19 protein-coding genes are annotated in these 20491 nt (G+C 70.7%); 7 read left to right on the forward strand and 12 right to left on the reverse strand.

The genetic code is table 11. The annotated features are described in order from the left end of the window. Window positions 1-52: 52 nt before the first annotated feature. The 3 genes from V8J39_RS11650 to V8J39_RS11660 all read right to left on the reverse strand — a co-directional run bounded on the left by V8J39_RS11650 (window position 53) and on the right by V8J39_RS11660 (window position 4096). The gene (locus V8J39_RS11650; RefSeq protein ID WP_442902581.1) at window positions 53-1780 is read right to left on the reverse strand and encodes a heme biosynthesis protein HemY; all 1728 of its coding nucleotides are present in this window, start codon (window positions 1778-1780) and stop codon (window positions 53-55) included. 9 nt (window positions 1781-1789) lie between these two features. Next, a complete protein-coding gene (locus V8J39_RS11655; protein WP_336461048.1) occupies window positions 1790-3250 on the reverse strand; it encodes a hypothetical protein in 1461 nt (486 codons plus the stop codon). Window positions 3251-3373: 123 nt separating this feature from the next. Continuing rightward, complete coding sequence (locus tag V8J39_RS11660) at window positions 3374-4096, reverse strand: uroporphyrinogen-III synthase (protein ID WP_336461049.1); 723 nt, start codon at window positions 4094-4096, stop codon at window positions 3374-3376. 93 nt (window positions 4097-4189) lie between these two features. On the opposite strand from V8J39_RS11660, the gene tsaD reads away from it, so the two are divergent. Genes tsaD through V8J39_RS11680 form a run of 4 tightly spaced genes read left to right on the forward strand, consistent with a single transcriptional unit; the run spans window position 4190 to window position 7003 of the window. Continuing rightward, the gene (gene tsaD, locus V8J39_RS11665; protein WP_336461050.1) at window positions 4190-5362 is read left to right on the forward strand and encodes a tRNA (adenosine(37)-N6)-threonylcarbamoyltransferase complex transferase subunit TsaD; all 1173 of its coding nucleotides are present in this window, start codon (window positions 4190-4192) and stop codon (window positions 5360-5362) included. Then, on the forward strand, window positions 5359-6309 hold the full coding sequence (locus V8J39_RS11670) for an NAD(P)H-dependent glycerol-3-phosphate dehydrogenase (RefSeq protein WP_336461051.1): 951 nt from the start codon (window positions 5359-5361) through the stop codon (window positions 6307-6309). The genes tsaD and V8J39_RS11670 overlap by 4 nt, the downstream gene beginning before the upstream one ends. Before the next feature lie 2 nt (window positions 6310-6311). Continuing rightward, complete coding sequence (locus tag V8J39_RS11675; protein ID WP_336461052.1) at window positions 6312-6578, forward strand: YciI family protein; 267 nt, start codon at window positions 6312-6314, stop codon at window positions 6576-6578. After that, window positions 6578-7003, forward strand: a complete 426-nt coding sequence (locus tag V8J39_RS11680; protein WP_336461053.1) for an EVE domain-containing protein — start codon at window positions 6578-6580, stop codon at window positions 7001-7003. The genes V8J39_RS11675 and V8J39_RS11680 overlap by 1 nt, the downstream gene beginning before the upstream one ends. Window positions 7004-7275: 272 nt before the next feature. Here the strand turns inward: V8J39_RS11680 and V8J39_RS11685 are convergent, their stop codons facing one another. From V8J39_RS11685 to V8J39_RS11700, 4 genes are all read right to left on the reverse strand, one after another. Continuing rightward, on the reverse strand, window positions 7276-7617 hold the full coding sequence (locus tag V8J39_RS11685) for a DUF2853 family protein (RefSeq protein ID WP_336461054.1): 342 nt from the start codon (window positions 7615-7617) through the stop codon (window positions 7276-7278). A gap of 121 nt (window positions 7618-7738) precedes the next feature. Beyond that, window positions 7739-8356: a trimeric intracellular cation channel family protein gene (locus V8J39_RS11690; protein ID WP_336461055.1), complete on the reverse strand. Its 618-nt coding sequence runs from the start codon at window positions 8354-8356 to the stop codon at window positions 7739-7741. An 83-nt stretch (window positions 8357-8439) separates the two neighbouring features. Beyond that, entirely contained in the window at window positions 8440-9831 is a 1392-nt protein-coding gene (gene ahcY, locus V8J39_RS11695) for an adenosylhomocysteinase (protein WP_336461056.1), read from the reverse strand. Window positions 9832-9946: 115 nt separating this feature from the next. Beyond that, window positions 9947-10402, reverse strand: coding sequence for a hypothetical protein (locus V8J39_RS11700; protein ID WP_336461057.1), 456 nt, complete (start codon window positions 10400-10402; stop codon window positions 9947-9949). Between the two features lie 281 nt (window positions 10403-10683). On the opposite strand from V8J39_RS11700, the gene V8J39_RS11705 reads away from it, so the two are divergent. Then, window positions 10684-11289, forward strand: a complete 606-nt coding sequence (locus V8J39_RS11705) for an HD domain-containing protein (RefSeq protein ID WP_336461058.1) — start codon at window positions 10684-10686, stop codon at window positions 11287-11289. A gap of 106 nt (window positions 11290-11395) precedes the next feature. On the opposite strand, the gene V8J39_RS11710 is transcribed toward V8J39_RS11705, so the two are convergent. From V8J39_RS11710 to regB, 3 genes are all read right to left on the reverse strand, one after another. After that, window positions 11396-11713, reverse strand: coding sequence for an H-NS histone family protein (locus tag V8J39_RS11710; RefSeq protein ID WP_336461059.1), 318 nt, complete (start codon window positions 11711-11713; stop codon window positions 11396-11398). An 835-nt stretch (window positions 11714-12548) separates the two neighbouring features. After that, the gene (locus V8J39_RS11715; protein WP_336461060.1) at window positions 12549-14267 is read right to left on the reverse strand and encodes a PAS-domain containing protein; all 1719 of its coding nucleotides are present in this window, start codon (window positions 14265-14267) and stop codon (window positions 12549-12551) included. Window positions 14268-14445: 178 nt separating this feature from the next. Beyond that, a complete protein-coding gene (gene regB, locus V8J39_RS11720; RefSeq protein ID WP_336461061.1) occupies window positions 14446-15855 on the reverse strand; it encodes a sensor histidine kinase RegB in 1410 nt (469 codons plus the stop codon). Window positions 15856-15989: 134 nt separating this feature from the next. On the opposite strand from regB, the gene V8J39_RS11725 reads away from it, so the two are divergent. Both V8J39_RS11725 and V8J39_RS11730 read left to right on the forward strand, forming a co-directional pair. Beyond that, on the forward strand, window positions 15990-16634 hold the full coding sequence (locus tag V8J39_RS11725) for an SCO family protein (RefSeq protein WP_336461062.1): 645 nt from the start codon (window positions 15990-15992) through the stop codon (window positions 16632-16634). A gap of 17 nt (window positions 16635-16651) precedes the next feature. Next, window positions 16652-17239 carry an ActR/PrrA/RegA family redox response regulator transcription factor gene (locus V8J39_RS11730; protein WP_336461063.1) on the forward strand — a complete coding sequence of 196 codons (588 nt, stop codon included), beginning with the start codon at window positions 16652-16654 and terminating at the stop codon, window positions 17237-17239. A gap of 86 nt (window positions 17240-17325) precedes the next feature. Here the strand turns inward: V8J39_RS11730 and infB are convergent, their stop codons facing one another. Next, on the reverse strand, window positions 17326-19851 hold the full coding sequence (gene infB, locus V8J39_RS11735; protein WP_336461064.1) for a translation initiation factor IF-2: 2526 nt from the start codon (window positions 19849-19851) through the stop codon (window positions 17326-17328). Beyond that, the gene (locus V8J39_RS11740) at window positions 19848-20489 is read right to left on the reverse strand and encodes an RNA-binding protein (RefSeq protein ID WP_336461065.1); all 642 of its coding nucleotides are present in this window, start codon (window positions 20487-20489) and stop codon (window positions 19848-19850) included. Before V8J39_RS11740 ends, infB begins: the two co-directional genes overlap by 4 nt. Between the last annotated feature and the right edge of the window lie 2 nt (window positions 20490-20491).

A 20491-nucleotide genomic window follows, 5' to 3' on the forward strand; every position in this document is an offset into this window, starting at 1 on the left:
ATCCGGACGCGCGGCTGATAGCACCCTTCCGCGCGGGTGTGTAGCCCCTATTTCAGTGTCGCGACGTGTCGAGCCCGCGCGCCGCCGCCACCGAGGGCGGAACCGCGAAGGGATCGGGCTTTTCCTCTTCCGCCGCAGCCGGTTCCACCACCGGCGCCGAGGCCGGGGCGGCCCCGGCGGCATCCGCCGCGGCCGGCGCGGCGGCGGGGGCCGGCGTCTCGGCCTCCGGAACCGGTCCGGCGGCGACCGTGGGCCCTGCCGCGGCTGCGGCCGCCCCGGCCCCGGCCGCGGCCGCCGTCGCGGTTGCGGGGCCGGCGGCTTTCGGCGCCGCGGGCTCGGGGTCCAGCAGTTCGGGCTCGGGCGGGGCGGCCTTCGGCGCATCGGGCGCGGGACCGGTGGCGGCACGGGGTCCACCCACCACCAGCGGCAGCATCTCGGCCCCGTTCGGCAGCGGCGGCATGTCGGGCGCCTCGCGCCAGCTGAGCGTGTCGAACCCGCCGCAGGACGGGCAGACCGGCGCCCAGTCGGCCGCGACCGTCTGGCACTTGTCGCAGATCCACTGCGGCCCGCGGCTGGCCGAGACCGCGCGGGTCAGCCAGGCGCGCACCTCCTGCTCGTCCGCGCCCTCGCCGCGCGCGATCGCGGCCATCAGCGTCAGGCTGCGCGCGGTCGGATGCTTTTCGGGGATGTTCGACAGCGCCCGGCGCGCGCCGGGGAAATCCTCGGCCGCGATCATCAGCTCGGCCCGGGTCAGCGCGGTCTCCTCGGCGCCGGGGGCGGCGTTGAACAGCGTCTCGAAACGCTTGAGCCGCGCGGGCGGCGCCTCGTCGGGCTCGATCGCGGCGAAGGCGCCGGCCAGGTCCGGGTGCGGCTGCATCTCCCAGGCCTTGCGGATCACCCGGGTCGCGTATTTCGCGTTGCCCGCCTCGATGTAGCTGCGCGCGGCCATCACCGCCGCCGGGATCAGGTCGGGCGAGGCGCGGTTGGCCGAGATCGCGGCCTCGCGCGCCTCGATCGAGCGGCCCTCGTCCAGCACTCCCTTCGCCTCTTGCAGCGCCAGCAGGGCGTCGCGGCGCTTGAAGACCTCCTTGGGCAGCTTGCCCATCCGGCTTTTCGCCGCGAGCGTGCCGCGGGCGCCGGCCCAGTCGCCGCTTTCCGTCTGCAGGCGCAGCAGCAGGTCCTGCACCTCGATGTTCTTCGGCTTCATCTCGAAGGCCTTCTCGGCCAGACGCAGCGCGGTCTCGGTCTCGCCCTCGGCAAGCTTGGCAAGCATCAGCCCCCGCACGCCGACAAAGCGCGTGCGCTCGTCCGACAAGAGCCGCTTGTAGGTCTCGATCGCCAGCTTGCGGTCACCCTGCAGCTCGGCCGCCTGCGCCATCACCAGCGCGGTCATCTCGCGCCGCTCGAGCAGCCTGTCGGCCTTGGCGGCCTTGGCCATCGCGGTGCGGCCATCCCCGGCGGCCAGCGCCAGCATCCCGTCCGACAGCGCCTGGAAGCCGCGACGCTCGCGGTTGCGGTCGAAATAGCGGCTGAGCGCGGTTTCGTCCCCGTTGAGGAACTTGAGGAAGGCGATCACCAGCCCGACGATCTTCACCGCCAGCCAGACGATCAGCACCAGCAGCAGCACCGCGATCACCGCCTGCAGCGGCCCGAGGGTGAATTCCATGCCCGCGACCGAGACGCGCACCGCCTCGGCCCAGTCGGAAAGCCAGGCGGCCCCCATCGTCACCAGCCCCACGGCGATGACGAACAGGGCGACCTTCAGGAAGGACCAGAGCATGACGTCTCCTCAGTTCAGGCCGGACGCGATGCCGGCGACCGCCTCGTCGGCGGCGATGCGGGCGCGGGCCCGTTCGGTCCAGGGCGCCATCGCCTCCTGGCCCGCGGGGGGCAGGGCGCCGATCTCGGCCACGGCGCCGGACAGGTCGCCCGCCTGCACGGCGGCCTCGGCCCGGCTCAGCACCGCGTCGGGATCCGATCCCTCGTGCGGGGTGAGCGAGCGCGCGCCGGTCGCCGATTGCAGGTAGGCCAGCGCCCGGTCGCCAAGGCTGCCGTCGGCCCGGGTCGCGGCGAGCGAGGCCGACAGCCCGTCGCGCGCGGCCTCGGGGAAGGCGTCGGCCAGCTCGTCCGTGCTGGGCAGGGTGCCCTGAAGCGCGGCGGGCACGGTGACGCCGGCGGCGGTCAGGTCGGCGCGCGGGCCGTCAAGCGCCGCGCCCGATTCCAGCGCGGCCTGCAGGTGCGACAGCGCGGCGCGGGCCTGGGCCTGGCGGGCGAGTTCCTCGGCCTGGGCCTGGGCCTCGCGGATGCGATCCTCGGCCCCGGACAGGTCCGAGGCATTGTCGAGCCGGTCGCTCAGCGCCGCGATCTGCGCGCGCAGGTCGTCCAGCCCGGCGCCGCCGCCACCCTGCCCGGCCTCGAGCGCGTCTAGCCGCGACACGATCTCGTCCGACAGGGCCGCGGTGCCGTCGGGCATCGGCTGCGCCGAGCGCAGGGCCGACACTTCGGATTCAAGCGTCGCGATGCGGGCGCGCTGGTCGGCGAGGGTCTGTTCCAGCTGCGGGCCGGGGCCGCGCGGGCCGGGCCGGAGGCCTTCGGGGAAGACCCACAGCACGACCGCGGCGCCGATGCCCGCGGCGATGACGCCGCCAAGGATCGCGGGCCAGAAGCTGCTGCCGCCTGCCTCGGACGGCGGCGTCGCGGCGGCCCGGGTGGTGGGCGGCACCGGCGTCGACGTCCCGCCGGCGGTGGGGCTTCCGGTCGCTGCAGTCGCCCCGGCCTTCGCCGGATCGGGCTTGGCGGGATCCGCCTTGGCGGGATCGGTCTTCGGCGTCTCGGTCTTCACGGGGTCGCTTTTCACTGTGTCGGTTTTCCCGGTCGCCGGCGTCGTGGCCGCCGTTTTCGCAGCGTCAGGCTTCGCGGCCTCCGGCGTGGACGGCGTGCCCGCGGGCGGTGCCGGGGGCAGGGGCGGCTTCGCCTCGGGGCCGGTCGTCGTCGGCACGGTGGCGGCAGGGGTGGTGACGATCTCGGCCTCGGTGCTGCCGGTGGCGGGCATCGGGGCCGGGGAATGGCCCTCGGACGGCTTGGGCTTGGCTGCGGACTTGGGCTTGGCCACCGCCTCCGCCCCCGTCGTCTCCGGCGGAGCCGCGGGCGTCTTGGCGGGCCCGGCGGGCGTCGCCGCCTTGGCCGGGGTGGTGCCAGCGGCGTCGTCCGCCGTTCTGCCCTTGGTCGCGGATTTCGGAGCTTTGGTCACGAGGCGCGTCCTTTCGTCTCTTCTCACAACGTCTTACCGGCCACCCGGCGATCTTGCCGTCCTGTCGGGCCGGCCGGAGTCCGGGGCGACCCGGGCGACCTTAGCCCCGACCTTCGCCTGCCATCAAGCTTGTGGCCGATCCGCGACAGCCGGGCCGGACAGCGCCGCCCTCACGATATCGACCATAGCCTCTCCATCCGGTTGCGGCGCAACCACAATCCGCCCGCGCGCCAGCGGTTCCGCGACCTCGGCCACCGCGGGGCTGATCGCGGCCAGCGTGAAGCGCCCGCGTGCCGCCGGGCCCAGCGTCGCCAGCGCCAGCCGGGCAGAGCGCGGCGAGAACAGCGGCAGCACGATCTCGCCGGGGGCGCGGATCAGCGCCAGCGCGGCGGGGGGCGGCGGCAGCTCGGCCTGATCGTAGATCACGGCCTCGGCCACCTCTCGCCCGGCGGCCCGCAGCGCGCCGGCGATGTCGCGCGCGACATGGCGGCCGCGCGCCACCAGCATCGGCCCGGGGTCCGGCCGGGCGAGGATCGCCGCGATCAGCGCCATCGCGTCGGGCGCTTCCGACAGGATCCCGAAGCCCTCGGCGCGGGCGGCGGCGGCGGTGCGCGGCCCGACGGCGAAGACCGGCGGCCGGTCGGGCTGGCCCTGGGCATAGGCGCGCACCGCGTTGCCCGAGGCCAGCACCACCGCCGCCGGCGGCGCCATTTCGGGCAGGGGCAGGGCGCGGATCTCGATCAGCGGCGCGATGACGGTCTCAATCCCCTCCAGGTCGCGCGTCACCTCCTCCGCGAAGCGGGCCGCGGCGGCGGCGGGGCGGGTGAGCAGCAGCGAGGGCGTCATCAGGGCGGGGCTCCCGGCATTGTAAGGGCGCAGGCGCGATGCTACCTGCCGTCTCGTCCGGTGTAGTGGGCCGGGCCCGAAAGGCAACGCGAGATGGCCGGCACGATCACCTTCCTGGGGCTGGAGAGCAGCTGCGACGACACGGCCGCGGCGGTGGTGCGGCTGACCGGCGCGGGCCCCGAGATCCTCAGCTCGGTCGTCTCGAGCCAGACCGAGCTGCATGCCGAGTTCGGCGGCGTCGTGCCCGAGATCGCGGCCCGGGCCCATGTCGAGAAGCTGGATCTCTGTGTCGAGCAGGCGCTTGAGGATGCAGGGCTAAGCCTTTCGGATGTCGACGGAATCGCTGTCACGGCCGGGCCGGGTCTGATCGGCGGGGTGATGGCCGGGGTGATGTGCGCCAAGGGTCTGGCGATCGGCTCGGGCAAGCCGCTGGTGGGGGTGAACCACCTGGCGGGCCACGCGCTGACGCCGCGGCTGACCGACGGGCTGGCCTTCCCCTATCTGATGCTGCTGGTCTCGGGCGGGCATTGCCAGTTCCTGCTGGCCGAGGGGCCCGAGCGGTTCCGGCGGCTGGGGGGCACGATCGACGACGCCCCGGGTGAGGCCTTCGACAAGACCGCGAAGCTGATGGGCCTGCCGCAGCCCGGCGGCCCGTCGGTCGAGCGCGCGGCCGCGGCGGGCGATGCGGGGCGGTTCGACTTCCCGCGCCCGCTGATGGACCGGCCGGGCTGCGACATGAGCTTTTCTGGGCTGAAGACCGCGTTGATGCGGGCGCGCGACGCCGCGGTGGCCGAGGCGGGCGGGCTGACGGAACGCGACCGGGCCGACCTGTGCGCGGGCTTTCAGGAGGCGGTGGCGGCGGTTTTGGCGGGCAAGGCGCGCCGGGCGCTGAAAATCGCCTTTGATCAGCAGGTTGAGGGGGGTGACATCGGTACACCCCCTGTACACCCCCCGTACACCGCCGCAGCGCGGCATCGGGCGCAGGACCAGGGCTGGCGGCCGATGCTGGCGGTGGCCGGAGGCGTTGCCGCCAATGCCCGGATCCGCGCCGCGCTGGAGGCGGTGGCGGCCGAGGCGGGCGCCGGCTTCGTGGCGCCGCCGCTCAGGCTGTGCACCGACAATGCCGCGATGATCGCCTGGGCCGGGATCGAGCGGTTCCGCACCGGCGCCCGCGACGGGTTGGACCTGGCCGCGCGGCCGCGCTGGCCGCTGGACGACCGCGCCGCGCCGATGCTGGGCGCGGGCAAGCGCGGGGCCAAGGCATGATCGCGGTGATCGGCGCCGGCGCCTTCGGCGCGGCCCTGGCGGTGGCGCTGGGCCGGGCGGGGCGCGAGGTCGCGCTTTGGGCCCGGTCGGGAACGGAGGAGATGGCCACGCGGCGCGCGGTGCCGCGGCTGCCGGGGGTGACGCTGCCCGACGCGGTGCGGGTCGAGCCCGACCTGGCGCGGGCGGTCGACGGCGCGGCGGCGGTGCTGATGGCGCTGCCGATGCAGGCGACGGGCGCGTTCCTGGCGCAGCACGGGCCGCTGATGGCGGGGCGGCCGGTGGTCGCCTGTTCCAAGGGCATCGACGTTGCGACGCTTGAAGGCCCTTCGGGGCTGATTGCGCGCCACTGCCCGCAGGCGCGGCCGGCGGTGCTGACGGGGCCGAGCTTTGCCGCCGACATCGCGGCGGGCAAGCCGACGGCGCTGACGCTGGCCTGCGGCGGCGACGCGGACGGGGTGCAGCGGCTGCTGTCGACGCCGGTGCTGCGGCTGTACCTGACCGACGACCTGCGCGGGGCCGAGCTGGGCGGCGCGCTGAAGAACGTGGTCGCGATCGCGGCCGGGGTGGCGATCGGCGCGGGGCTGGGCGACAGCGCCCGCGCGGCGCTGATGACGCGCGGCTTTGCCGAGATGGGCCGGATCGCGGTGCATCTGGGCGCGCGGCCCGAGACGCTGGGCGGGCTGTCGGGCTTTGGCGACCTGGTGCTGACCTGCACCTCGGAAGGGTCGCGCAACTTCCGCTTCGGCCTGGCGCTGGGCCGGGGCGAGGGCTTCGACCCCTCGGTCACGGTCGAGGGGCTTGCCACGGCCGAGGCGGTGGTGAAGCTTGCCGCGCGCGAAGGGGTCGAGATGCCGGTGGCCGGGATGGTCACGGCGCTGGCCCGGGGAAAGATCACCGTGGCGGAGGCGGCCGAGGCGCTGCTGACCCGCCCGCTCAGGAAGGAATGAGAATGCTTTATGCCGTCATCTGCCGCGACAAGCCCGGCCATCTGCAGCTGCGCCTCGACACGCGCGAGCGTCACGTCGCCTATCTGAAATCGACGCCGGTGGTGATGGCGGGGCCGTTCCTCGACGGGGGCGAGATGTCGGGGTCGCTGGTGGTGATCGAGGCCGAGACCCCGGCGGCGGCCGAGGCCTGGGCGGCGAACGATCCCTATGCGCTGGCGGGCCTGTTCGAGCGGGTCGAGATCAGCGAGTGGAAGAAGGTGATCGGCTGATGGCCTACTGGCTGTTCAAGTCCGAGCCCGACACCTGGAGCTGGGACCAGCAGGTCGCCAAGGGCCAGGTCGGCGAGGAATGGGGCGGGGTGCGCAACTATCAGGCGCGCAACAACATGCGGGCGATGAAGATCGGCGACCGCGGCTTCTTCTACCATTCGAACGTCGGCAAGGAGATCGTCGGCATCGTCGAGGTCTGTGCCGAAAGCCATCCCGACTCGACCACCGAGGATGCGCGCTGGGACTGCGTCGACATCCGCGCGGTGGCACCGATGGCCAGGCCGATCAGCCTGGAGATGGCCAAGGCCGAGCCGCGGCTGAAGGACATGGCGCTGGTGCAGAACACGCGCCTGTCCGTCCAGCCGGTGACCGAGGCCGAATGGGCCGTGGTGCTGGAATTGTCGGGCACGGCCGATCCGGCCTGAGGTTCGGTGCCCGGCGCTGGCCCTTCGGGGCCGGCGCAGGATCGGGCCCGGGGCTGCAGCCTGCCGGGGCCGGGGTGTCAAGCTAGGGGGATTCCGGCGACAACGAGACGACGAAACCCCCCTGCCACCCCACGCGACGTTCCACCCACGCGTGATCCGAGAAGAGAGGTCGGCCGTCCTGGCCGGTTCGCGATCTGTACCGCATCGGCGGGCGGGAACAAAGCGTGAAGCGCGGGCAAGTTTAACGACCTGCCCGGCGCCGTCCCGTGGCCTCAGGCGTAGACCGTCTCGCGGCCCAGCTGCTTGACCAGCAGGTAATAGATCGCGGCGCGGTACTTGTGCCGGTCGGACTTGCCCCAGGTCTCGATCGCGGCATCGATGGCGGGCATCAGGTCGGGGCCGTCGGACAGGCCCAGCTTCTTGACGAGGAAGCTGTTCTTGACCCGCTCCAGCTCTGCCGGGTCCGAGGCGGCGATGGTCTCGGCGTCGTCGCTGTAGATCGCCGGGCCGCAGCCGATGGTGACCTTGGTGAGCAGGTCCATGTCGGGCTCGATCCCGCATTTGCTGCGGATCGCCTCGGCATATTTCGCGATCAGGTCGTCACGTTTTCCCATGGGATTTTCCCTCGTCCTCGGCCGGAGTTCCCGGCGGTGCACCTGTCGGGCACGAGGCGTTGCCCGCTCGCGTCCCGGGGCAAGGATGGGAGCGCCGGCGCCGCTTGGCAAGGAAAACGGCTCAGCGCCGGCGGGCGCGGGGCAGCCGCCAGCCGAGGCGGACCGAGGCGAGGCGGATCGCGACGGCGAGAAGTGCCGCGCCGGCGGCCGAGGCGGTTTCGGGCCAGGCGAGGTGGTGGGCGGCGGCATAGGCGGCGGCCCCGGCCAGCGCGGCGAGGGCATAGACCTCCTCGCGCAGGACGCGGGGGATCTCGGCGGCCATGATGTCGCGCAGGATGCCGCCGCCGATCGCGGTGATCACGCCCAGCAGCACCGCCCCCGGCGGCGCGAGGCCGGCGGCGAGCGCCTTCTGGCAGCCGGCGACCGCGAAGAGGCCAAGGCCCATCGCGTCGAGCAGCATCACCGGGCGGGGAAAGCGCTCGATCGTCGGCGCGGCGGCGAAGGCCACGAGGCCGGCAGCGGCGGAGAGGGCGAGCGGGGCAAGGTCGGTCAGCGCCTCGGGCGGGGTACGGCCCAGCATCAGGTCGCGGGTGATGCCGCCGGCGGTGCCGGTGGCGGCGGCGAGGACGAGGATGCCGAACAGGTCGAGCTCGCGCCGGATCGCGACCATCGCGCCCGAGAGGCCGAAGGCGAGGGTGCCGAGGATGTCGAGAAGCGGGAAGAGGCTGAGAGCGGACATGGGCGCGCCTTTCGGGGTCGCGCGATCCTAGCAGCTGTCGGCGCGTTGGCGAGGGGGCGGCGGTGCCGCCCCCCGCGCCCGGGTCAGTAGCGGTAGTGGTCCGACTTGAACGGGCCCTCGACGGTGACGCCGATGTAGTCGGCCTGATCCTTGCGCAGCTCGGTCAGCTTGACGCCGATCTTGGCGAGATGCAGGCGCGCGACCTTCTCGTCGAGCTGCTTGGGCAGGATGTAGACGCCCGGCGCATACTCGCCTTCCTTGGTGTAAAGCTCGATCTGCGCCAGCACCTGGTTGGTGAACGAGGCCGACATCACGAAGGACGGGTGGCCGGTCGCGTTGCCGAGGTTCAGCAGGCGGCCTTCGGACAGCAGGATGATCTTGTTGCCCGAGGGCATCTCGATCATGTCGACCTGGTCCTTGATGTTGGTCCACTTGTGGTTCTTCAGGCTCGCGACCTGAATTTCATTGTCGAAGTGGCCGATGTTGCCGACGATGGCCATGTTCTTCATCTCGCGCATGTGCTCGATGCGGATCACGTCCTTGTTGCCGGTGGTGGTGATGAAGATGTCGGCGTCGGCGACGACGTCCTCCAGCACCACGACCTCGAACCCGTCCATCGCGGCCTGCAGCGCGCAGATCGGGTCGACCTCGGTCACCTTGACGCGAGCGCCCGCGCCCTGCAGCGAGGCGGCCGAGCCCTTGCCCACGTCTCCGTAGCCGCAGACCACCGCGACCTTGCCGGCCATCATCACGTCGGTCGCGCGGCGGATGCCGTCGACGAGCGATTCCTTGCAGCCGTACTTGTTGTCGAACTTCGACTTGGTGACGCTGTCGTTGACGTTGATCGCCGGGAAGGGCAGCAGGCCCTTCTTGTGCAGGTCGTAGAGGCGGTGCACGCCCGTGGTCGTCTCTTCCGACACGCCCTTGATCGCGGCGCGCTGCTTGGCGAACCAGCCCGGCGACGCGGCGAGGCGCTTCCTGATCTGGTTGAACAGGCAGATCTCCTCTTCCGAGGTCGGCGTCTCGATCAGCGCGGTCTCGCCGGCCTCGACGCGGGCGCCGAGCAGGATGTAGAGCGTCGCGTCGCCGCCATCGTCGAGGATCATGTTCGCGCCATCGGCGAAATCGAAGATCCGGTCGGTGTAGGTCCAGTACTCTTCCAGCGTCTCGCCCTTGATGGCGAAGACCGGGATGCCGGCCTCGGCGATCGCCGCCGCGGCATGGTCCTGGGTCGAGAAGATGTTGCACGAGGCCCAGCGGACCTCGGCGCCGAGCGCGACGAGCGTCTCGATCAGCACGGCGGTCTGGATGGTCATGTGCAGCGAGCCGGCGATGCGCGCGCCGGTGAGCGGCTTCGAGGCGCCGAATTCCTCGCGCAGGGCCATGAGGCCCGGCATCTCGATCTCGGCGATGTCGAGTTCCTTGCGGCCATAACCGGCCAGAGCGATGTCCTTGACGATGTAGTCCTGGGCCACGGCGCCTATCCTTCGGGGAATGTGATGTCGCGCGCAGCGATACCAGCCGAAGGGGTGGGTGACAACCGAGGCCCTGACGGAGCCCTTCCGAACCCCTGCCGGGGCGGTGCCGGGCTCAGGCGTCGGCCTTGGCCTGCAGCTGGGCCAGGCTCTGCTCGCCGTTCCAGTCGCGGCCGGTCTGCACCACGCAGGAAATGCCGTCGGGGCGGGTCGCCAGCGCCGACCAGGTGCGGAAGCTGTCCGAGGCCCAAAGCTCGACATAGATGCCGTCGACGACATCGGGCTGGCCGATGCGCTGCTCCTCGAACTCGTTGCTCAGCTTCTCGGTCACGCTGACGCGCAGGTCGCAGTAGGGCTCGTCATAGGATTGCTCGTCGCCGTAGGTGTCGACGAGGTTCATCACCGCGAGGTTGTCGAGCGTCGGGCGCACCGGGTCGGTGCGGATCGCGCTCGGCGGCTCGGGGAAGCGGTAGGGGGCGTAGGATTCCGCAGGCTGGGTGAAGATCGCGGTCGCGACAGCGGTGCTGAATGCGAGGCTTCCGAGGACTGCGGCAGTCTGGAAGAGCTTCATAGCGTTTCCTTTCTGTCCCTGATCGGCGCGGTCGCGGTCCCTTGTCGGGGAACACCGCGGACGGGCGCCAATTTGCAAAACGTTTCGCCGGCTTTGCTAATGCGGCGGTTCGCGGAAATAATGCGGAAGCGGTGCAAAAGGTTCCGCAGCGGCGGTTTCGGCGCGGTTTACAGGCGGCCTGGGCGCGGCTAGCACCGGGACAACCGGCACCGGGGCCCCTGGCCCGCGACGGCCGGACATCAGGCGGCGCCCGACGCAGGCGCCCTTCGAGGGAGACCGCAATGCCCAAAGCCGCCAGACAGCCGCGCGCCTGGCAAAGGATGCTGTCTGGACGACGGCTGGATCTTCTGGATCCGACCCCGGTCGATATCGAGATCGAGGATATTGCCCACGGGCTTGCATTCGTCGCGCGCTGGAATGGGCAGACGCGCGGCGATTGGCCCTATTCGGTGGCCGAGCATTCGCTGCTGGTGGAAGAGATCTTCCATCGTGCCGATCCCGGCGTCGGCGCGCGCTGGCGGCTGGCGGCGCTGTTGCACGATGCGCCCGAATACGTGATCGGCGACATGATCAGCCCGGTGAAGGACGCGGTCGGCCCGAATTACGGCGAGTTGGACCGGCGGCTGACGGCGGCGATCCATATCCGGTTCGGATTGCCCGCGGCCCTGCCGGTGGCGGTGAAAAAGGCGGTGAAAAAGGCCGACCGGATTTCCGCCTGGCTGGAGGCGGTGCAGATCGCCGGATTTTCCGCGGCCGAGGCCGACCGTTTCTTCGGCCGCCCCGATGCCACGCTGACCGAGGGCCTGCAGATCCGGCTGCGGCCGCCGGCGGAGGTGCGGGCGGATTACACCCGCCGGCACCTGGATTTGCTGTCGCTGCTGCCCTGACGCGAAGGCCGCTCGGGCCAGGCGCGCCAAATGGGCCCATCAAACCGGCCTATGAAACGGGCCCTTCAAACCGGCCCTTCAAACCGGCCCGCGCAGGCCCGGTCGCTCAGATGGCGAGGTCGGACAGTTCGCGCCCCGAGGCCAGCGCCTGCTCGACCCAGCGGGGGCGGCGGCCACGGCCCGACCAGGTATCGTCGGGATTGTCCGGGTTGGCATATTTGGGATCGGCGGGACGGCGCTTTTTCGTTGCGGCCACGGCGGCGAGTTCGGTCAGCGAGAAACCGCGTTCGCGGGCGAAGGCTTCGACTTCTTCGCGGGCTTTCAGTTTCTGGCGATCCTCGTAGGAGGCGATCGCGCGATCGATCTTGGCGCGAAGATCCTTGAGATCCTTCAGCTCCATCGTCTCGAGTTCGATTTCTGTCACGGGTGTCCGTCTCCGGGAATTGTGTCGCTGCCGACCGGTCTGCCGGCGAATTGTCATGCGACAAATATAGCGGATTTCCGGATCCGGCAAATGACTAGATTATTAGAAAGCGCAATTCGGCCATTAAATAGGAAGCGCTTTGCCGCAATTCGCAACGGTTCAAAACGTCGCGCCTGCTTCGGCGTGGCGAGCTTTCCGCCAAGCCTCGGCTGCGGCGGGCGGTATGGGCCGGGTTTTGGGAAAGTGCGTTCTGCGGGGCGGTGGCAAAACGAAAAAAGGGGAGCCTAAGCTCCCCTTTTCACTGGACCGAACGACCGACTGTCCTCCCTCAGTCGATCTTCCGGGCCACCGGGCTACCCACGTAAACGCGCTCCCCAACGCGCACCTGGATCTTGCCATTCTCGAGCTGCCCCTCGAAGGTCCCCTGGACCGAAACGCAGCTTCCAACCGTGATCGTTCTCAGCATGTGACCAGCTCCCCAGCGTTGGCCTGTTATCATTCTGCCTAAATCGAAGTCCCTCTAGGCGTCCCCATGCCTATGTTCTTGCCACAAAATCCATACAATCCGCAAGAAGAATCTTTCGTTTCCGGTGTCTTAAACGTTACTTTGCTGCGTTGCGGCAGAATTTCGTATTGTGCGCGGAATCTTGCGATTTTCGTTTCATATTTGCCGGAAAATCCGAGTTTCCGCTAAACCATATGGCGCAAACCATTGCGTTTGCAGCATATTTCGTTTGGATGGAAACAATCGCAGGGGCTGCATCCTCGGGCATTTCGATACCTGAGGATGGCCAAGACGGGGCCTAGGGGCGGGGGATTCGCCGCGGCGGCGCGGTCAATGGTTGCCGCGGCCGGCGCCGCGGGGGCCGGGCGGCTTCAGGGCCGGGGCGGGCTCCTCGGCCAGGCCCGGGATCGCGGCCTCGCCCGAGGCGGCCATCGCGAGCGGGCCGGCCGCCGCGCGGTCGCCGAAGCCCACCATGGTCATGCCACCGGTCAGCGGCACGGTCCGCACGGCCAGCCGACGGCCGTCGCGCAGCGGCATCGGCGCCGCCCAGGGCTGGCGCGGGCCGTCGCCCGACAGCCGCTCGGACAGGTCGGTCCACAGCACGCCGGGCAGGCCGCGGTCCTGCCACAGCGTCAGCGCCCCGTCGGCATCGCGGGCGCCGGGCGCGGTGCCGGCCTCGCCCCAGAGCGCGTCATAGGCGGCATTGGCCAGCACGAGGCCGCCCGAGGGCGAGAACACGGCCACCGCCTCGGGCATCTGGTCGATGACGGCGCGGCCAAGGTCGATCTCGCCGCGGAACCGGCGGGTCAGGGTGATCTCGCCGGTGATGTCCTCGATCATCATCGCGAGGCCGCCGTCGGTATGCGGGCGGGCGGTGACGCGGTAGGTCTCGCCGCTGGGGATCTGCCAGGTGTCCTGATAGAAGCCCTGCGCCGCGGCGCGCTCGATCTCGGTCATCTGGCGGTGCCAGCTGCGGTAGTTGCGCGGCTCGGGCAGCATGTGTTCTTCGCGCAGGCGGTCGAGCACGCTGCCCAGCGTCGGGCGCTCGGCCAGAAACTGCGGGCTGAGGCCGGTGAGGTCGGTGACGGCCGGGTTGAACAGGGCCAGCCGGCGGTCGTGGTCGAAGATCGCAAGCGCCGTGGGCAGCTGGGCGAAGGTGCGCGTCAGGGTCTGGATGAAGTCCTTCAGCGCGCGTTCGGCACCGACCAGCGCATCGACGGGCACGGCGAAGCACAGGAAGCCGCCGTCGGGCGTCGGGTGGCGGCTGCACTGGAACCAGCCCGAGGCGGGGCCGGCGGCCCCCGCGATCTGCAGCCGCGTCAGCCGGTCGGGGCTGATCGAGGCGGTGGCGAACAGCTGCGGCGGCGGCCACAGGTCGCGCGGCATCTCGCCGTCGGGCGCGGCGCCGTCGCGGGGATCGTGGTCGTCCTCGGCGGCCAGCGGCGGCTCGGCGGCGGGGGCAGGATCGGCGGGCGCCGACAGCTCGGCCGCGCGCAGCAGGTAGGCGCGGTTCGCCCAGACCAGCGCCTCGGTCGCGTCGCCGCGCCAGCACAGCAGCGGCAGTTCGTCCACGACCTCGCGCAGCTCGGTCAGCTCGTCCTCCATCGCGCGCAGGCTGAGCGCGTCCATCCGGGTCGCCGGCCCTTCGGCCCGCGGATCGACCAGCGTCAGCCGGGCAAGGCCCGCGACATTCTCGAGCCGCAGGCGCAGCGGGTCGTTCCCCGTGGCCGAGAGTTCGAGCCGCCCGGCCCGGGCAAGGTCCTGAAGCTCCTGATCGAAGCGGGGGAAGCGCGGGCGCAGGAAGGACAGCAGCCGTTCCCAGTCGCCGCTGGCGGGCGGCAGGCTTTCCAGCAGGGCGCGCGCGGGCGCGGTCGCGTCGATCAGGCTGCGGTTGTCGAAGAGGAAGGTGGTTTCCTCGATCTCGGGCCCGACCGGGTCCGACAGCCGCGGCCGCCGCGGCCCGGCGGGCTGCAGCAGACTGAGCAGGATCAGCGCGACCATCGCCGAACCCACGGCGGTGGTCACGAAGATGACAGGCCAGAACAGCATCGTCTCTACCGTGCCTCCCCCAAAGCCGGTTCGCGGTCCACCTTCGCTGCCCATCGTTCCGCGCGGCGGTGCAGCAAGGAGTGACACGATGCTTCGCGTCAAAGGTTAACAAATCTATAAATGCCGAAGCGTTGCGGCGCCGTGGCAACAGTTGGTAACGCAGCGTTGCGCCGCCGGCTCAGTCGGCGAAGCCGCGGTTGGGGCCGAGCGGGCCGGCCGCGGCCTCGACCCGGCTGCGCGGCCAGACAAGCTCGATCACCGCGCCCGAACGGGCGGGCGTTTCGCGCGCGGTCAGGAACGGGTCGGAACCGTTGGCGAAGCTGATCTGCGCCCCGGTTCGTTCGAGCAGCGTCTTGGCGATGAAGAGCCCAAGCCCCATCCCCTCGTAGCCCGGGCGGGCGCCGGCGGTGGTGTCGGGCAGCTCGGCGGCGGGGGCGGGGCCGGCGCCGGCGCGGCGGCGGATGAACGGGTCGCCCAGCCGGTCGATCTGGTGCGGCGGGAAGCCGGGGCCGTTGTCGGCGATGCGCACGGTGATGCGCGAGCCCGACCAGCCGAGGTCGATCCAGACCGTGTCGCGGGCGAAGTCGACGGCGTTCTGGATCAGGTTGCGCAGGCCGTGGATGATCTCGGGCCGCCGTGTCACCAGCGGCTGGCGCCCGGCGAGCGAGACGTCGGGCAGCGTGACGACCAGCCGCTTGCCGCGGTCCGCATGCGGCTCGGCCGCCTCGCGCAGCAGCTCCTCGAGCGGGGCCGAGTGCATCTGCAGGTCGTCCTTCCCGGCCCGGCCCATGTCGCGCAGGATGTCGCGGCAGCGGTCGGCCTGCGAGCGGATCAGCAGCGCGTCGTCGCGCAGGTCGGGATCGTCCTCAAGCTCGTCGGCAAGCTCGGCGCTGACGAGGGTGATGGTGGCGAGCGGGGTGCCAAGCTCGTGCGCGGCCGCGGCGACGACGCCGCCCAGATCGGTCAGCTTCTGTTCGCGCGCCAGCGCCATCTGGGTGGCCAGCAGCGCCTCGGACATGCCGTGGATCTCGAAGGCGACGCGGCGGGCATAGCCGGCGAGGAAGGCGACGCCGATCGAGATCGCGAGCCAGTGGCCGAATTCGAAGATCTCGGGCACCCGGATCTCGCCGCCGTCGATCAGGCGCAGCGGCAGGTTCCACCAGCCGATCACGGTGACAAGCCCGATCGTCGCGGCCGCGAGCACCATCGTCGGCCCGGTCTGCAGCGCGGTGGCGCCGATCGTGGCGGGGGCGACCATCAGCAGCGCGAAAGGGTTGTTCAGCCCGCCGGTCAGCGCCAGCAGCAGCGCGAGCTGCCCGGTGTCGAACAGCAGCACCGCCACCGCCTGGCGCTGGCCGAGCCGGGTCGAGCGCGGGTAGACGAACTGCAGCACGAGGTTCGCGATCACCGCGGCACCGATCGTGGCGAGACAGGCGCCCATCGGGATCTCGACGCCGTAGAGCCGGCGCGCGGCCAGGATCGCGGCCAGCTGGCCGGTGATCGCGGCCCAGCGCAGCAGCACCAGCGTCTGAAGCCGCAGCCATTCGCTGTGCATTCCGGCGGGGCCCGGCAGGCGGCGCTGCGGCATTTTGCGGCTCCTTCGGCCTGCAGGGCAGGTTTGCGGCCCCGCGGGATTGATACTGCGGCCCCGATGGGGGATCAATGCGCCGGACCAAAGCCCGGAGCGGGGCTGTGGACTGGGGCAAAGCAACGGGGGCCGGCATGGCGATCTCGACGGGCCGGCTGGCGGCAGCGGCGACCGCATTCGTGGCGATCGGGCTGGTGGTGACCTATGCGCTGACGCGGCAGGCGGTCGAGGGCGACATCTTCGCCGATTGCCGGCAGGGCGTGGTGTCGGGCGCGGCGACCATCGGCGGGCCGTTCACGCTGACCGATCAGGCCGGGCGCCGGGTCACCGACCGCGAGGTGATCACCGGCCCGACACTGGTCTATTTCGGCTATACCTTCTGCCCCGATGTCTGCCCGATCGACGCGGCCCGCAATGCCGAGGCGACCGACGCGCTGGAAGAGATGGGCTATCAGGTCACGCCGGTCTTCGTCACCGTCGACCCCAAGCGCGACACGCCCGAGGTGCTGGCCGACTACACCGCGCTGATGCATCCGCGGATGATCGGCCTGACCGGGTCCGAGGCCGATGTCGATGGCGCGGCCAAGGCCTACAAGGTCTATTACCGTTCGCACGAGGGGGACGATCCCGAATTCTATCTGGTGGATCATTCCACGCAGACGTATCTCATGTTCCCGAAACTCGGCTTCGCGGAGTTCTTCAACCGCGATGTGAACGCCCAGCAGATGGCAGAGCGCTCGGCCTGTTTCATCGAGGCCGCCCGAGCGGCCGGGATCTGACGCGAAGGACTGGACCCATGACCCCCCCCGAACCCGAACAGGACCCCGCGACCGGGGCCGCCGCCGGATCGACGCTTGCCGCCGATCCCTCGCTGCTGCTGGTCGATGACGACAGCGCCTTCGTCACCCGGCTTGCCAAGGCGATGGAAAAGCGCGGCTTCGCCCCCGTCACCGCCGAGACCGTGGCCGAGGGTCTGCGGATCGCGCGCGAGACCCGGCCCGCCTATGCGGTGATCGACCTGCGGCTGGAGGACGGCAACGGGCTCGACGTGGTCGAGACGCTGCGCGAGGCGCGCGAGGATGCGCGGATCGTGGTGCTGACCGGCTATGGCGCGATCGCGACGGCGGTGGCGGCGGTGAAGCTGGGCGCGACCGACTACCTGTCGAAGCCCGCCGACGCGAACGCGATCGCCGCGGCGCTGCTGGCGCAGGGCGACGCGATGCCGGCCCCGCCCGAGAACCCGATGTCGGCCGACCGGGTGCGGTGGGAGCACATCCAGCGCGTCTACGAGATGTGCGACCGCAACGTCTCGGAAACCGCGCGGCGTCTGAACATGCACCGCCGCACGCTGCAGCGGATCCTCGCGAAGCGCAGCCCGAAATAGGCGCGGCGCGGGCGACCGAATGGAAAAAGGCCCCGGCGATCGCATCGCCGGGGCCTTTTCGTATCGGGTGAGCGTCCCGGGCGGGATCAGGCGAGCGTGCGCTCGACCTCTTCCCGCTCGAAGATCTCGATGACATCGCCCTTGCGGATGTCCTCGTAGCGTTCGAACGCCATGCCGCATTCCTGGCCCGAGATGACTTCCTTCACCTCGTCCTTGAAGCGCTTGAGCGTCTTCAGCGTGCCCTCGTGGATCACGACGTTGTCGCGCAGCAGGCGCACGCCGGCCGAACGACGCGCGACGCCCTCGGTGACGAGGCAGCCCGCGACCATGCCGACGTCCGAAACGCGGAAGACTTCCTTGATCTCGGCATAGCCGATGAAGTTCTCGCGGATCTCTTTCTTCAGCATGCCCGAGGCGGCCTGCTTCAGGTCGTCGACCAGATCGTAGATGATCGAGTAGTAGCGGATCTCGACGCCCTTCTGGTTCGCCGCCCCGCGCGCAGGCGCGTTGGCACGAACGTTGAAGCCGATGACCGGAGCGCCCGACGCCTCGGCGAGGCCGACGTCGCTTTCGGTGATCGCGCCGACGCCCGAGTGCAGGACCCGAACGCGGACCTCGTCGTTGCCGATCTTCTCGAGCGCCTGGACGATCGCCTCGGCCGAACCCTGCACGTCGGCCTTCACCACCACCGGCAGCTCCGAGACGTTCTGGTCGGCCTTGTGCTTGGCCATCAGCTGCTCGAGCGTGGTGGCGGCACCGGCGGCAGCGCGCTTGTCCTTGGCGGCCTGCTCGCGGTAGTCCGCGATCTCGCGCGCCTGGGCTTCGGTCTCGACCACGTTGACGACGTCGCCGGCGGCCGGCGTGCCGTTCAGGCCCAGAACCTCGACCGGGACCGAGGGGCCGGCCTCGTCGACGCGCTCGCCCTTGTCGTTGATCAGCGCCCGCACCTTGCCCCACTGCTCGCCGACGACGAAGATGTCGCCCTTGTGCAGGGTGCCGTGCTGGATCAGCACCGTGGCGACGGGGCCGCGGCCGACGTCCAGCTTGGCTTCGATCACCGCGCCCATGGCCGCCCGGTTCGGGTTGGCCCGCAGGTCGAGGATCTCGGCCTGAAGCGCGATGCTTTCCAGCAGGTTGTCCAGACCCTTGCCGGTCTTGGCCGAAACCTCGACGGTCAGCACGTCGCCGCCCATCTCTTCGACCACGACCTCGTGCTGCAGCAGGTCCGTGCGGACCTTCTGCGGGTTGGCGTCGGGCTTGTCGACCTTGTTGATCGCCACGATCATCGGCACCTTGGCCGCCTTGGCGTGGTTGATCGCCTCGATCGTCTGCGGCATCACCGCGTCATCGGCGGCAACCACCAGCACGACGATGTCGGTGACGTTGGCGCCGCGGGCGCGCATCGAGGTGAAGGCCGCGTGGCCGGGCGTGTCGAGGAAGGTCAGCACCGAACCCGATTCCGTCGTCACCTGGTAGGCGCCGATGTGCTGGGTGATGCCGCCGGCCTCGCCCGAGACCACCGAGGTCTTGCGCAGCGCGTCCAGAAGCGAGGTCTTGCCGTGGTCGACGTGACCCATGATCGTGATGATCGGCGGACGCGCGGCCAGATCCTCGGCCTTGTCCTCGACCGAATCGATGACCTGTTCCACGTCGGCATCCGACACGCGCACCGCGCGGTGGCCGAATTCCTCGATCACCAGTTCGGCGGTGTCGGCGTCGATGGGCTGGTTCATCGAAACCATCATGCCCATCTTCATCAGGCTCTTGACCACGTCGGCGGCGCGCTCCGCCATCCGGTTGGCCAGTTCCTGCACGACGATGGTTTCCGGCAGCTGCACGTCGCGCGACTGCTTCTCGGCCTTCTGGCCGAAGCCCATCGCCTTCTGGCGCGCCTTCTCCTGCTTGCGCTTCATCGCGGCGAGCGAGCGGGTGCGGCCACCCTCGCCACCGGCGAGCGCGTCGTTGAGGCTCAGCTTGCCCGAGCGACGGTCCTCGCCGCCGCGGCCGCTCTTGCGGTCACGGTCGTTCGAGGTGTCGCGATCGCGGTCGGTCTTGCGCGGGGCCGCGGTCGACACGCCCTTGGTCGCGGCACGCGACGCGGCGGCCTCGGCGGCGGCCGGGTCGGCGGGGGCGGCAGCAGCGGCGGGCTTGGCGCGGGTCTCTTCGCGCTTCTGGGCGCGCAGCTCGGCCTCGCGGGCCTTGCGCTCGTCCTCTTCCGCCTTGAGGCGCAGGGCCTCCTGGTGCTCGCGCTCCTCGCGCTCTTTCTTCTCGATCTCGGCGCGGCGCTCTTCACGCTCGCGCTCGCGCTCGGCCTCTTCCGCCGCGCGCTGCGCAGCCTCCTCGGCCTCGCGGGCCTTGGCGGCGCGCACCGCGGCGAGGCGGCGCTCCATCTCGGCGTCCGAGATGCCGGCGGGACGACGCGACGGGTCACCGAGCGCGCCGGAGCCGCCCGACTTGCCCGAGGACGTGCCCGGCTTCGTCGGCACCACAACGCGCTTGCGCTTGGTCTCGACCTGGACAGTCTTCGTCCGGCCGTGGCTGAAGCTTTGCTTCACCTGACCAGAACGCCCGCCACCGAGCCCAAGGGGTTTCTTGCCGTCCGTATCACTCATGCCGATGTCGTATCCTTCCCGGCGGACCTGCCGCCGTCGTACTTGCCGTCAGAGCCACGCAGCCCGTGAAGCTTCGCGGCGTCCTCTACTACACGACTGGCGAGTCCGCCAGCGGCAAGCGCGGCGTGTATCGCATAGTCGCGACCGAATGCCAAACCCAATTCCTGGGCGGTCAGGCAGCCGAAATAGCGCCCTCCCGGCGGAGTCCAGAGCTTCTGCTTGCCCCGTTCGGAACCGTCCGAGGCCTGCAGCAGCACCTTCGCCTGGCCCTTGTCGAGCCAGTCCTTCACCTTCTCGAACCCGCAGACCGCCCCGCCCGGTCGCCGGGCGAGGGATATCAGGCTCACGACTCGGTCCGCCAGGCCGGCCTCGATCGTCTCGATCAGGTCCGCGGGAACCGTCACCTGCATCCGCGCGGCGCGGGTGAACAGGTTCTTCTTGATCGCGGTCTCGAGCGTGGCCCGGTCGGCCGTCACCCAGATCCCGCGGCCGGGAAGCTTCCCGGCCAGATCCGGCACCACCTGAGCATTGGGTCCGACCACGAAACGGATCAGACCCTGCTTCGGTTGCACCTCGCCCGAGACGATGCAGCGACGCTCCGGCTCGTCGCGATCCTTGTCGCGTCCACCACGGCTCATCG

The organism is Frigidibacter sp. MR17.24 (assembly GCF_037095655.1).
Lineage (GTDB): Bacteria > Pseudomonadota > Alphaproteobacteria > Rhodobacterales > Rhodobacteraceae > Frigidibacter.

Bases quoted from the DNA above. Each gene is read 5' to 3' on its own strand.
- V8J39_RS11650 (WP_442902581.1), bottom strand. From the start codon at position 1,780: ATGCTCTGGTCCTTCCTGAAGGTCGCCCTGTTCGTCATCGCCGTGGGG.
- V8J39_RS11660 (WP_336461049.1), bottom strand. From the start codon at position 4,096: ATGACGCCCTCGCTGCTGCTCACCCGCCCCGCCGCCGCCGCGGCCCGC.
- tsaD (WP_336461050.1), top strand. From the start codon at position 4,190: ATGGCCGGCACGATCACCTTCCTGGGGCTGGAGAGCAGCTGCGACGAC.
- V8J39_RS11670 (WP_336461051.1), top strand. From the start codon at position 5,359: ATGATCGCGGTGATCGGCGCCGGCGCCTTCGGCGCGGCCCTGGCGGTG.
- V8J39_RS11675 (WP_336461052.1), top strand. From the start codon at position 6,312: ATGCTTTATGCCGTCATCTGCCGCGACAAGCCCGGCCATCTGCAGCTG.
- V8J39_RS11680 (WP_336461053.1), top strand. From the start codon at position 6,578: ATGGCCTACTGGCTGTTCAAGTCCGAGCCCGACACCTGGAGCTGGGAC.
- V8J39_RS11685 (WP_336461054.1), bottom strand. From the start codon at position 7,617: ATGGGAAAACGTGACGACCTGATCGCGAAATATGCCGAGGCGATCCGC.
- V8J39_RS11690 (WP_336461055.1), bottom strand. From the start codon at position 8,356: ATGTCCGCTCTCAGCCTCTTCCCGCTTCTCGACATCCTCGGCACCCTC.
- V8J39_RS11700 (WP_336461057.1), bottom strand. From the start codon at position 10,402: ATGAAGCTCTTCCAGACTGCCGCAGTCCTCGGAAGCCTCGCATTCAGC.
- V8J39_RS11705 (WP_336461058.1), top strand. From the start codon at position 10,684: ATGCCCAAAGCCGCCAGACAGCCGCGCGCCTGGCAAAGGATGCTGTCT.
- V8J39_RS11715 (WP_336461060.1), bottom strand. From the start codon at position 14,267: ATGCTGTTCTGGCCTGTCATCTTCGTGACCACCGCCGTGGGTTCGGCG.
- regB (WP_336461061.1), bottom strand. From the start codon at position 15,855: ATGCCGCAGCGCCGCCTGCCGGGCCCCGCCGGAATGCACAGCGAATGG.
- V8J39_RS11725 (WP_336461062.1), top strand. From the start codon at position 15,990: ATGGCGATCTCGACGGGCCGGCTGGCGGCAGCGGCGACCGCATTCGTG.
- V8J39_RS11730 (WP_336461063.1), top strand. From the start codon at position 16,652: ATGACCCCCCCCGAACCCGAACAGGACCCCGCGACCGGGGCCGCCGCC.
- infB (WP_336461064.1), bottom strand. From the start codon at position 19,851: ATGAGTGATACGGACGGCAAGAAACCCCTTGGGCTCGGTGGCGGGCGT.
- V8J39_RS11740 (WP_336461065.1), bottom strand. From the start codon at position 20,489: ATGAGCCGTGGTGGACGCGACAAGGATCGCGACGAGCCGGAGCGTCGC.